3 protein-coding genes are annotated in these 13,309 nt (G+C 75.1%); all 3 read left to right on the top strand.

Annotated elements, in window-relative coordinates:
• Window positions 1-2,659: acyltransferase domain-containing protein (locus B207_RS0130305; protein ID WP_035743107.1), on the top strand; the 2,659-nt coding region annotated here is incomplete at its 5' end.
• A gap of 92 nt (window positions 2,660-2,751) precedes the next feature.
• Window positions 2,752-12,399: a type I polyketide synthase gene (locus B207_RS0130300; RefSeq protein WP_018640457.1), complete on the top strand. Its 9,648-nt coding sequence runs from the start codon at window positions 2,752-2,754 to the stop codon at window positions 12,397-12,399.
• An 89-nt stretch (window positions 12,400-12,488) separates the two neighbouring features.
• Window positions 12,489-13,309, top strand: an 821-nt coding sequence (locus tag B207_RS0130295; protein WP_407671487.1) for a beta-ketoacyl synthase N-terminal-like domain-containing protein, incomplete at its 3' end; no start/stop codon positions are given.

Below are 13,309 nucleotides of genomic sequence, written 5' to 3'. Positions count from 1 at the left end.
CGCCTCCGCGGTGTTCGCGGCGCGGGTGGGGGAGTGCGATCGGGCGTTGTCGCGGTTCGTGGGCTGGTCGGTCGTCGAGGTGTTGCGGGGTGCTGCGGGGGCGCCGGGGCTGGAGTCGGTGGAGGTGGTGCAGCCGGTGTCGTGGGCGGTGATGGTCGGGTTGGCGGCGGTGTGGGAGTCGTGGGGGGTGCGGCCGGATGTGGTGGTCGGGCATTCGCAGGGGGAGATCGCGGCGGCGTGTGTGGCGGGAGTGCTGTCGCTGGAGGACGCGGCGCGGGTGGTGGCGGTACGCAGCCGAGTGATCGCGGCGGAGCTGGCGGGCCGCGGCGGCATGGCGTCGGTCGCCCTGCCGCTCGCGGAGGTGGCGGAGGCCCTGGAGCCGTGGGAGGGCCGGCTGGAGGTCGCTGCGGTGAACGGGCCGTCGGCGACGACGGTGGCGGGTGAGCCGGCGGCGCTGGCGGAGATACTGGCCCGCTGGGAGCGGGACGGGGTGCGGGCCCGGCGGCTGCCGGTGGACTACGCCTCCCACACCGGGCAGGTGGAGCGCGTCCGCGAGCGTCTGACCGCGGAACTGGCCGGGGTGAACCCGCAGGTGGGCGCGGTGGCGATGTGGTCGACGGTGACGGGCGGGCCGGTCGACCCGGGCGAGCTCGACGGCGACTACTGGTACCGCAACCTGCGCTCGACCGTCCGCTTCGGCCCGGTCGTCGACAGCCTGCTCGCCGCCGGGCACCGGACGTTCGTCGAGGTCAGCACCCATCCGGTGCTCACCGCGGCAGTGGCGCAGGCGGCCGAGGCGGCCGAGGTGGCGGGGGCGGCCGGCGTCCACGAGACCGTCGCCGTCGGTTCGCTGCGGCGTGACGACGGGGGAGTGCGGCGGCTGGCCGTGAACGCGGTGCAGCTGTGGGCGCGGGGCCTGCCGGTGGACTGGCGTCCGCTGGTGGCCGCTGGCCGCCCGGTGGATCTGCCGACGTATCCGTTCGAGCACCGGCGCTACTGGCCCGAGGTTCCGGCGCCCACCAGCGGTTCCGCCGGATCTGGCCGGGCCCGGTCCGGCGCGGGCCATCCGCTGCTGGATGTCGTCACACCGCTGGTCGACACTGGTGGGCTGGCGCTCACGGGAGCGCTGTCCCGCGCCGAGCATCCGTGGCTCGCGGACCATGCGGTGTCCGGAACCGCCCTGCTGCCTGCCACCGCCGTGTTGGAGCTGGCCCTGCGGGCGGGCGCCGAGGCTGGCGGCGGCCAGGTCGCCGAGCTCACCCTGGAAACCTCGCTGGTCGTCCCCGAGCATGGCCGCGTCCACCTCCAGGTCTCGGTGGGGCCTCCTGACCCGGCCGGCAGACGTCCCCTGACGGTCTACTCCCGTCCAGACCAGGACGACGCCGACGCCGCTCCGGGCGTGGGTGCGGGTGCGGGTGCGAGGTGGACCCGCCACGCCACCGGATCGCTCGCCGTCAGCGACGGATCCGCGCCGGCCGAGCAGGCGGAGTTCGACCTGGTCGTGTGGCCGCCGCGGGGCGCGGAGGAGATCGCGATCGACGATCTCTACCCGCGTCTGGCCGCCTCCGGTGTCGAGTACGGGCCGGCCTTCCAGGCGGTGCGCGCCGTCTGGCGCCGTGGCAGTGAGCTGTTCGCCGAGGTCGGCCTGCCCGGCCCGCTCGCGTCGCAGGCGGGCCGGTTCGCGGTGCATCCGGTGCTGCTGGACGCCGCTCTGCACCCGCTGGTCCTCGACCCCGGTCTGGGAGCGCGCCGGCTGCGGCCGTTCTGCTGGAACGACGTCCGGGTGCACGCCACCGGAGCGTCGAGTCTGCGGGTGCGGCTGTCACTGGTCGGCACCGACGAGGTCGCTGTTGCCACCGCCGACGCCACCGGACAGCCGGTCGCCACCGGCTCGCTGACGCTGCGTCCGGCACCTGCGCCCGACCCCGGCGGCGCACAGGAAGGGCCCGCACCTGACCTGAACGGCGCCGCTGCGGCGGAGGGCCTGATCGACGGGGCGCCCGTCCAGATGCGGCCGGTGGGGCGGGTCGCCGCGGATGCCGTGTCAGGTCCCAGACCGGGATCAGGTGATGACGGTGCACCCGCGTCCGGGACGGCGTCCGCGTTCGCGGGCCGGTTGGCGGAGCTGGAGGTGCCGGAGCGGGAGCAGGTCCTGCTCGACCTGGTTCGGGGCCAGGCGGCGGCGGTGCTCGGTCACGAACGCGGTGCCGCGGTGGCGGACGACCGCTCGTTCAGCGACCTCGGCTTCGACTCGCTCAGCGGCGTCGAGTTCCGCAACCGGCTCACCGCCATCACCGGTCTGCGGCTTCCTGCCGCGCTGGTGTTCAACCAGCCGACGCCGCGCGCCCTGGCCCGCTACCTGCGCGGCGAGCTGGAGCCCGGCCGCGGTGAGACCCGCGGGCCGCTGGCCGAGCTGGAACGGCTCGAAGCCGCGCTGGCCGCGATCCAGCCGGGCGGTGGCGGTGGCGCCGCGGGGGAGGTGATCACCCAGCGGCTGCAGGCGCTGCTGTGGCGGTGGAACGACTTCCGGTCCGGTGCGGCTGGTGCGGCCGGCGGGGCGGGTGACCGCTCGGCGGTGGGCGACCACGACGACGAGTTCGACGCGATGAGCGACGACGAGATGTTGGAGGCGATCGACCGGGAGCTCGGTGCGTTCTGATCCGTCCGGCACGTTCTGATCCGTCCGCCGGGGCCGTCCTGATGCCGCGATCCGCCTGACCGCCTGACCGCCTGACTGTGGGAGTGCGACCGATGTCCAGTGCCAGCGAGGACCGCCTCCGGGACTCCGTCCGGAAGATCATGGCGGATCTGCGCCGGACCCGTCGCCGGCTCGGCGAGCTGGAGGACGCCGCGCACGAGCCGATGGCGATCGTGGGGATGAGCTGCCGGTTCCCGGGCGGCGTCCGCTCCCCGGAGGACCTGTGGGAGCTGGTCGCCGCCGGGCGGGAGGGGGTCAGCGAACTGCCGGCCGACCGTGGCTGGGACGTCGCCGCGCTCCACGACCCCGACGGGCGGCGCCCGGGCACCACCTACACCCGCCATGGCGGGTTCCTGCACGACGCCGCCGACTTCGACGCCGACTTCTTCGGGATCTCCCCGCGGGAGGCGCTCGCGATGGACCCGCAGCAGCGCCTGCTGCTGGAGGTCGCCTGGGAGGCGGTCGAACGCGCCGGCCTCGACCCGTCCACGCTGCGCGGCAGCGCGACCGGGGTGTTCGTCGGCAGCATCTACCAGGACTACGTTTCCCGGCTGCGCGAGGTGCCGGTGGATGTCGAGGGCCATCTGAGCACCGGCGCCGCCAGCAGCGTGCTCTCCGGGCGGCTCGCCTACGTCCTTGGGTTGGAGGGGCCGGCGGTCACGGTCGACACCGCCTGCTCGTCGTCGCTGGTCGCGCTGCACCTGGCGGTGCGGGCGCTGCGCGGCGGCGAGTGCGGGTTCGCGCTGGTGGCAGGGGTGGCGGTGATGTCCAGCCCGCTGGTGTTCAGCGAGTACAGCCGGGCGCGCGCGCTCTCCCCGGACGGGCGCTGCCGGGCGTTCGCGGCGGACGGCGACGGGTTCGGCCTGTCCGAGGGCGTCGGCGTCCTGCTGCTCGAACGGCTCACGGACGCCCGCCGGCTGGGACATCGGGTCCTCGCGGTGGTGCGGGGCAGCGCGGTGAACTCCGACGGGGCGTCCAACGGACTGACGGCGCCGAACGGGCCGTCGCAGGAACGGGTGATCCGGGCGGCGCTGGCGGACGCCCGGCTGACCCCGGACGGCGTCGACGCGGTGGAGGCGCACGGCACCGGAACCCCGCTGGGCGACCCGATCGAAGCCGACGCCCTGCTGGCGACCTACGGGCAGGGCCGGCCGGACGGGGCGCCGCTGTGGCTGGGTTCGCTGAAGTCGAACATCGGGCACGCGCAGTCCGCCGCCGGGGTCGGGGGCATCATCAAGATGGTCCTCGCGCTGCGCCGGGAAACCCTCCCACGGACCCTGCACGTCACCGAGCCGACGCCGGCCGTCGACTGGGCGGCGGGGGATGTCCGGCTGCTCACCGAACAGGTGGCGTGGCCGCGGACGTCCCGCCCGCGCCGCGCGGGGGTGTCGTCCTTCGGTGTCTCCGGCACCAACGCCCACGTGATCATCGAGGAGGCCCCGACCGGGGAGCTCCCGCCCGAGGAGGCCTCGGCAGGCGACGGCCTGGCGAGCGACGGCCCAGCGGATGTAGTGGCGGACGTCGGGGCGGTGCCCTGGGTCCTGTCGGCGCGGTCGGCAGCCGGGCTGCGGGCGCAGGCCGCCCGACTCGCCGACGTCGTCGCCGCGCCGGTGGACGGGACAGCCCCGGTGAACGGGACAGCGTCGCACGTCGCCGACGTCGGATGGTCGCTGCTGCACGGGCGCGCCACGATGGGACACCGCGCCGTCCTGCTGGGCGACGACCGACTGGCGGCCCTGCGCGCGCTCGCCCGCGGCGAGCCGGACCCCGGGCTGCTGCGCGGACGTCCCGGCGCCGGCGCCGGCCGGGTGGTGTGGCTGTTCCCCGGTCAGGGCGCGCAGTGGGCGGGGATGGGTGCGGAGCTGCTGGAGACGTCCGCGGTCTTCGCCCGGCGGGTGGCCGAGTGCGATCAGGCTCTGCGGCCTTTCGTGGGCTGGTCGGTCGTCGATGTGCTGCGGGGCGCGGCGCAGGCACCGGGGCTGGACCTGGTGGACGTCGTGCAGCCGGTCTCGTGGGCGGTGATGGTGGGGCTGGCCGCGGTGTGGGAGTCGTGGGGGGTGCGGCCGGATGTCGTGGTGGGGCACTCCCAGGGGGAGATCGCGGCGGCGTGTGTGGCGGGAGTGCTGTCGCTGGAGGACGCGGCGCGGGTGGTGGCAGTACGTAGCCGGCTGATCGGGGAGAGCCTGGCCGGTCGCGGCGGCATGCTGTCGGTGGCGTTGCCGGTCGCCGACGTTGAGACGGCGTCGGCCCCGTGGGCCGGCCGGGTCGAGCTGGCGGCGGTGAACGGGCCGTCGGCGACCGTCGTGGCCGGCGAGCCGGCGGCCCTCGACGAGCTGGCGGCCCACTGGACGGAGCGGGAAGTGCGGGTCCGGCGGCTGCCGGTCGACTACGCCTCCCACACCAGCCAGGTGGAGTCGCTGCGGGAGAGCCTGCTGAGCGAGCTGGCCGGGCTGCGTCCCGCCCGGCCCCGGATTCCGTTCCGCTCCACCGTCGAGGGCACTGAGGACGTCGAGGGCCACACCGGCGCCGGAACCCTCGACGCCGACTACTGGTTCCGCAACCTGCGCTGCGGCGTGCGGTTCGCCGGGGCCGTCCGCGACCTCGTCGACGAGGGCTACCGGGTCTTCGTGGAGATCAGCACGCATCCGGTGCTGACCCCGGCGGTCGCCGAGGTCGCGCAGGACGCGGGCGCCGACGACACGCTGGCCGTCGGCTCCCTGCGCCGGCAGGAGGGTGGCCTGCGCCGCCTCGCCGGGAGCGCGGCCGAGCTGTGGGTCCGCGGCGTGCCGGTCGACTGGGCGCCGCTGGTCGCCGGCGGCCGCCGTGTGGACCTGCCCACCTATGCCTTCCAGCATCGCCGCTACTGGCTGGAGGCCGGCGCGCCCCCACGCCCGACGGCCGACGTCCCCGACCGTGACGACCTTTCCGAGCAGGCGCTGTTCCAGCTCACCTGGACCGCGCTGCCGCCACCCGCCGACGGGGAACCGCCCGCCCCGCCCGTTCCGCCGCGGATCCTGGCCGTCGCCGCGGTCGAGGAGGCGCAGGCGGCACTCGACGCGGTAGGTGATCCGCCCGCGCCGTGGGTGGTCATCCCGCTGCCACCCACCGAAACCGCCGGCGACCCGGCGACGGCGGTCGGTGTGCATGCGGCGGTGCGGTGGACACTGTCGCTTCTCCAGACCTGGCTGGCGGACGAACGCCTCGAGGGATCGACGCTGGTCCTGACCACGCGGAGCGCGGTGAGCGGGGAACCGTCGGTGGGCCGCGCCCTCGATCCGGCGGCCGCGGCGGTCTGGGGCCTGGTCCGCTCGGCGCAGTCCGAGCATCCTGGCCGCTTCGTCCTGCTGGACCTGGACCAGGCCGACAGCGCCCCGGACCTGCTGCCCACCGCCCTGCCCACCGCCCTGGCTGTCGCCCTGACCTCCGCCCGTGCGCGCAGGGAGCCGCAGCTTGCCCTGCGCGCCGGCCAGATCCTCGTGCCCCGCCTGGCACCCGCACCCGTACCACCGCCACCCGACGCCGCGTCCGACGCCGCGGCCGGCAAGCTGCCCTGGAACCCCGGGGGCACCGTTTTGATCACCGGTGGGACCGGCACGCTCGCCGGACTGCTCGCCCGCCACCTCGTCACCCGGCACGGCCTGCGGCACCTGCTGCTCGTCGGGCGCCGGGGCGAGGTGCCCGCGTGGGCGGGCGAGCTCACCGACCTCGGCGCGGACGTCACCGTCGCGGCCTGCGACGTGGCGGACCGCGCGGCGCTCGCGGCACTGCTGGCCACGGTTCCCTCCGACCGGCCGCTGACCGCGGTCGTGCACGCGGCCGGCGTCCTCGACGACGGGGCTCTCACGTCGCTCACCGCCGAGCGGGTCGACGCGGTGCTGCGGCCCAAGGTCGATGCCGCCGTGCACCTCCACGAACTGACCGCTGATCTCGACCTGGCGGGCTTCGTCCTCTTCTCGTCGGCCGCCGGGGTGTTCGGTGGACCCGGGCAGGGCGGCTACGCGGCGGCGAACGCGTTCCTGGACGCACTCGCGCAGTGGCGCGCGGCCCACGGGCTGCCCGGAGTCTCGCTGGCGTGGGGGCTGTGGGACGAACGCAGCGGCCTCACCGCCGGCCTCGGCGACACCGACCTGCGCCGGATGACCCGCACGGGCATGCGTGCCCTGGCCACCACCGAGGCGCTCGCCCTGTTCGACCGGGCGTTGGTGACCCCGCCCGCCGAGCTGGAGCTGCCGACCGCGCCGGCGCCGGCGCGGTCGCCGGCCCTGGTGCCGATCGGGCTGTCCGGCGCGGCGCTGCGGGCCCAGGCCGAGGCCGAGGCCGGGACGCTGCCGGTGGTGCTGCGTGCACTCGTCCCGGGCGGAACGACCCCGGCGGGAACAGGACGCGGCCCCGGCGACGCCGAAAGCGACCGTGGCGATGGCGGTGACGGACGTGACGGATCCGCGGCCGGGCTGATCGGCCGGCTCACCGGGCTGGCCGCGGCGGAACGCCTGGATGCGCTCGTCGATCTCGTCCGGGCGCAGGCGGCCGCCGTGCTCGGTCACTCCTCGCCGGCGGCGGTCGAGCCTGCCACGGCGTTCCGGGAGATGGGGTTCGACTCGCTCACCGCCGTGGAGCTGCGCAACCGGCTGGCGGAGGTCACCGGCCTGCGCCTGCCGGTGACGCTGGTGTTCGACCACCCCAGTCCCCGCGACGTCGCCGCCCGTCTGCACACCGGCCTGCTGGGGGACGCCGCCGGTTCCGCGGGGCCGGCGGGTGCCGGCACGGCTGTCGCGCGCGCCGGAAACGGTGCCGGGAAGGGCGCCGCGGGCCGTACGACGGACGACCCGGTGGTGATCGTGGGCATGGGGTGTCGCTTCCCGGGTGGGGTGGGGTCACCGGGGGATCTGTGGCGGGTGGCGGTCGAGGGTGTGGACGCGGTCTCCGGTTTTCCTGCTGATCGCGGGTGGGATGTGGTGGGTCTTTTCGATCCGGTGCCGGGGCGTGCGGGGAAGTCGTCTGTGCGAGAAGGCGGATTTCTGTATGACGCCGGTGACTTCGACGCGGAGTTCTTCGGGGTGTCGCCGCGGGAGGCGTTGGCGATGGATCCGCAGCAGCGTCTGTTGCTGGAGGTGTCGTGGGAGGCGTTGGAACGGGCCGGTATCGACCCGACCTCCCTGCGGGGCAGTGACACCGGGGTGTTCACCGGGCTGAGCTACCACGACTATCTGACCGGCCTGCAGGCCGGAGACGACGCCGGCGGCTATCTGCTGACGGGTAACGCCGGCAGTGTCGCCTCAGGCCGGATCTCCTACACGCTGGGCCTGGAGGGCCCGGCCGTCACCGTCGACACCGCCTGCTCGTCGTCGCTGGTCGCGCTGCATCTCGCCGTGCGGGCGCTGCGCGCCGGCGAGTGCACGATGGCACTGGCCGGCGGTGTCGCGATCATGGCCAGCCCGACGACGTTCGTCGAGTTCTCTCGTCAGGGTGGGTTGGCGGGGGATGGTCGGGTGAAGGCGTTTGCGGAGGGTGCGGATGGGACGGGGTGGGGTGAGGGGGTGGGTGTGTTGGTGGTGGAGCGTTTGTCGGATGCGGTGCGTAATGGTCATGGGGTGTTGGCGGTGGTGGGGGGTTCGGCGGTGAATCAGGATGGTGGGTCGAATGGTTTGACGGCGCCGTCGGGTCGGGCGCAGGAGCGGGTTATTCGGGCGGCGTTGGTGGATGCGGGTGTCGGTTCGGCGGAGGTGGGTGTGGTGGAGGGGCATGGGACGGGGACGCGGTTGGGTGATCCGATCGAGCTGGGGGCTTTGTTGGCGACGTATGGGCGGGAGCGTGAGGGGTTTCCTTTGTTGGTGGGGTCGGTGAAGTCGAATATTGGTCATACGCAGGCGGCGGCGGGTGTTGCCGGGGTTATCAAGGTGGTGGAGGGGTTGCGGCGGGGTGTGGTGGCGGGATCGTTGCATGTGGATGCGCCGACGTCGCGGGTGGACTGGTCGTCCGGTGGGGTGGAGGTGGCGCGGGAGACAGTTCCGTGGCCGGGTGGGCCGGGTCGGGTGCGTCGGGCGGGGGTGTCGTCGTTCGGGATCAGCGGCACGAACGCCCACGTCATCCTGGAGCAGGCCGGCCCCGGCGCGGCCCGGTCGGCAGCCCGCGAGCTCCCGGTCGGTTCCGGGCCCGGCACCGACCCCGCCGTCGTGCCCTGGCTCGTCTCGGCACGTTCCGCGGCGGCGCTGCGGGCGCAGGCCGCCCGACTGGCCGCCCGCCTCACCGCCGGCGCGGAGGGGGCGGCCGAGCCGGCGGAGTCCGTGCTGGATATCGGGTTCTCCCTGGCGACGGGCCGGGCCGCGCTGCCCTACCGGGCCGCCGTCGTCGCCGCCGACCGTGACGGCGCCTCGCGGGCGCTGGCGGCGCTCACCCGCGGCGAGTCCGCGCCGACACTCGTCGAGGCGACCGTCGGCACCCCGGGCCGCACGGCGATGCTCTTCACCGGCCAGGGGTCGCAGCGCGTCGGGATGGGCCGCGAGCTGCGGGCACGCTTCCCGGTGTTCGCCGAGATCCACGACCGCGTCCGCAGCCACCTCGACCCGCTGCTCGAACGTCCCCTGGACGAGGCGGACGGCGACGCCGACCTGCTGGACCGTACCGACCTCACCCAACCCGCGCTGTTCGCGCTGCAGGTGGCCCTGGACGGCCTGCTGCGCAGCTGGGGTGTCGTACCGGACGTCGTGGCCGGGCATTCTGTCGGCGAGATCGCCGCCGCCCACATCGCGGGCGTCCTGTCCCTGCCCGACGCCTGCCGACTCGTCGCCGCCCGCGGACGGCTGATGGCGGCGCAGCCGGGCGGGGCGATGCTTGCCATCCAGGCCACCGAGCGCGAGGTACGTGGCTGGCTCCCTGACACCGGCGGTCTGGACGTCGCCGGTGAGCTGGATGTGGCGGCGGTCAACGGGCCCGAGTCCGTTGTCGTCTCCGGTACCGAACCGGCGGTGGCGGCGCTGGCCGCGCACACCGAGCGGGCCGGCCGGCGGACCCGGCGCCTGCGGGTCACCGCCGCCTTCCACTCCCCGCTGATGGACGGCATGCTCGAACCGTTCCGCCAGGTCGCCGTGACCCTGACCTACCACGCCCCGACGATCCCGCTGGTCTCGACGGTGACCGGGCGTGCGGTGGCCGCGGGCGAGTGGTGCGACGCGGACTACTGGGTCCGGCAGGCCCGCGCCGCGGTGCGCTTCGCCGACGCGGTCGTCTGCCTGCGCGAACGTGGCGTGACCACGTTCGTCGAAGTCGGGCCGGCGGCGGTCCTGTCCGGGATGGGACGCGAGTGCGTGCCCGCCGGCGACGCGGCGTTCGTCCCCACCCTGCGCGCGGACCGCCCCGAGGAGCACACCCTGGTGACGGCGCTCAGCCAGGCGCACGTCAACGGCGTCCACGTCGACTGGGCGGCGTTCTTCGCCGGGACGGGCGCCCACCGGGTGGACCTGCCCACCTACGCCTTCCAGCACCGGCGGTACTGGTTCCAGCCACCCCCGGCCTCGGCCGGCAGCGCTGACCCGGCCGAGGCAGCCGGTGCACCGGCTGGCTTCGGGACGGACGACCTGACCTACCGGGTCGCCTGGACGCCGGTGTCCCTCCCCGCTGCCGCCACGCCCGCGCTGTCCGGCACCTGGATCGTGGTGCTCCCACCGCCGGCCGCCGCCGCGGCCCCGCTGGCCCGCGCCTGCGTCCAGGCCCTGGAGCTGCACGGCGCACAGGTGTACCAGCTCGCCCTCGACGAGGCGGACGTCGACCGCACCTCTCTGGCAGGCCGCCTCGCCGCCGCCCGCACCGATGCGGCCGACCGGGCGCAGGACGTCCGCGGTGTGCTGTCGCTGGCAGCGCTGGATGACAGCCCGCTCGGGACCCATCCGGTGCTTCCCGTGTGCCTCGCCGGCACCGTCACGCTTCTGCAGGCGCTGGGGGACGCCGGTGTGGACGCCCCGCTGTGGTGCGCCACCCGGGGCGCGGTGGCGACCGGGCCCGGCGACCCGCTGACCAGCCCGGCGCAGGCGCAGGTGTGGGGCCTGGGCCGGGTCGCCGCGCTGGAGATGCCCGCACGCTGGGGCGGCCTGGTTGACCTGCCCGCCACCCTCGACCCGCGGACGTCCGAGCGGCTGGTCACCGTCCTCGCCGCCACCTCCGGCGAGGACCAGGTCGCCCTGCGCCCCGCCGGGACGTTCGCCCGACGCCTCGTCCGCGCCGGCACCATCACCGGCGGCAGGCCGGGAACAGAGGAGGCCGGGGGCGCGCAGTGGCGCCCGCGGGGAACCGTGCTGATCACCGGTGGTACCGGGGCGCTGGGCGCGGCGGTCGCCCGGTGGTGCGCCGCCGAGGGTGCCGAGCGGCTGGTGCTCACGAGCCGGCGCGGTGCCGCGGCACCCGGCGCCGCCGAGCTGGTCGCCGAACTGAGCAGCCTCGGCGCGCGGACCACGGTGGCCGCCTGCGATGTCGCCGACCGGGCCGCGCTCGCTCGGGTCCTCGCCGACATCCCGGCGGAGCATCCGGTGACCGCCGTCGTCCACGCGGCCGGCAGCGGCACCGGCGGAGTGCTGGAGCGGGTGGGTCCGGCAGAGCTCGCGGACGTCGCCGCCGCCAAGACGGCCGGGGCGGCGCACCTCGACGAGCTGCTGTCCGGCCACGAGCTCGACGCCTTCGTCCTGTTCGCGTCGGTGGCCGGCATCTGGGGCAACCCCGGGCAGGGCGCCTACGCCGCCGCGAACGCCGGACTGGACGCACTCGCCGAGCACCGCCGCGCCCGCGGCCTGCCCGCGACCTCGGTGGCCTGGGGCCCCTGGGCCGGCGGCGGGATGGCGGACGTCGCCCGGGTGCGGGAACGGACCGCGCGGCACGGGCTGCCCGCGCTCGACCCGCCGGAGGCGCTGCGGGCGCTGGCCGAGGTCGTCGGCCGCGGCGAGAGCTGCGTCGCGGTGGTCCGGGTCGCCTGGGAGCGTTTCGTCGCGGCCTTCCCACCCGGCCGGCCGACCCGCTTCGTCGACGAGATCCCGCCGGCCCGCGACGCCCTCGCCCGCCTGCGCGGCGACGGGGCGACACCGGACGCCCCCGGCACCACAGGCGTCCCCGGCACCACGGACGCCGACGAAGGAGCGAGCGTCGGGAGCGGGCCGGGTGCTGGCAGGCCGGCGGCCGAGCGGCTGCGGGAACGCCTCGCCGCGCTGCCGGACAGCGGCCGGTACCGGCTGCTCCTGGGTCTGGTGCGCACCGAGGTCGCGGCCGTTCTCGGGCATGCCTCACCCGAGGACGTACCGGCCGACCGCGCCTTCATCGATCTCGGTTTCGACTCGCTCGCGTCGGTCGAGACCCGCAACCGGCTCGCCCAGGTCACCGGGGAGCAGCTCGCCGCCGTGGTCGTGTTCGACCACCCCACCCCCGCCGCGCTCGCCCGCCACCTGGTCGGCGTCCTGCGGCCTGACGAGAGCGGCTCCGCAGGCGCCCTCCTATCCGGGTCCGGGTCCGGGGCCGAGGTCGGCGTTGGATCGGTGCTCGACGACCTCGACCGCCTGCAGGCGGCGCTGGCTGCCAGCCCGCCGGACGGCCAGGTCAGGTCGGCGCTGCAGACCCGGCTGCGGACGATGCTGCGCACCCTCGACGCCCCCGACGACGATCTGGGCGCGGCGACCGACGAGGAGATGTTCGATCTGCTCGGCCGCGAGTTCGGTATTTCCTGAGTTCCCGTTCGCATCAGGTTCCCGGTCTTCGCCGGACGGTCGGAGACACCCGAGGTCAGGAGGAGTCCCCCGTGTCGAACGAGGATCGGCTGCGCCATTTCCTGAAGCAGGCGACCACCGAACTGCGGGCGGCCACGCAGCGGGTGCGTGAGCTCGAGGACGCCGCCCGCGAGCCGATCGCGATCGTCGGCATGGGCTGCCGTTTCCCCGGCGGCATCTCCTCCCCGGAGGAACTGTGGGACGTCGCCGTGCACGGCCGTGACATGGTGTCGGAGTTCCCGCCGGACCGCGGCTGGGACGTCGACGCTCTGTACAACCCGGATCCGTCCGCCACCGGGACGAGTTATGCGCGCGAAGGCGGTTTCCTCACCGGTGCCGGCGGTTTCGACGCGGATTTCTTCGGGATCTCGCCGCGGGAGGCGCTGGCGATGGACCCGCAGCAGCGTCTGTTGCTCGAGGTGTCGTGGGAGGCATTGGAACGGGCCGGTATCGACCCTGCCTCGCTGCGCGGCACCGATGCGGGAGTCTTCACCGGGCTGATCTACCAGGGGTACGGCGGCGAGTCGGTCGCCGCCTCGGAGAACGTCGAGGGCTACCGCATCAGCGGCACCGCCTCCAGCGTCGCCTCGGGCCGGGTGTCCTACACGCTGGGGTTGGAGGGTCCGGCGGTGACGGTGGATACCGCCTGCTCATCGTCGTTGGTGGCGTTGCATCTGGCGGTGCGGTCGTTGCGGGTGGGGGAGTGTTCGGTGGCGTTGGTGGGTGGGGTGACGGTGATGTCGACGCCGGTGGGTTTTGTGGAGTTCTCTCGTCAGGGTGGGTTGGCGGGGGATGGTCGGGTGAAGGCGTTTGCGGAGGGTGCGGATGGGACGGGGTGGGGTGAGGGGGTGGGTGTGTTGGTGGTGGAGCG

Origin of the sequence: Parafrankia elaeagni (assembly GCF_000374165.1) — a bacterium.
In the GTDB taxonomy this organism is placed as follows: domain Bacteria; phylum Actinomycetota; class Actinomycetes; order Frankiales; family Frankiaceae; genus Parafrankia; species Parafrankia elaeagni.
This window is presented reverse-complemented; position numbering and strand designations above follow the sequence as displayed.

What these genes read in the sequence shown, in the direction of transcription:
- B207_RS0130300 (WP_018640457.1), top strand. Translation starts at nt 2,752, where the DNA reads ATGTCCAGTGCCAGCGAGGACCGCCTCCGGGACTCCGTCCGGAAGATC.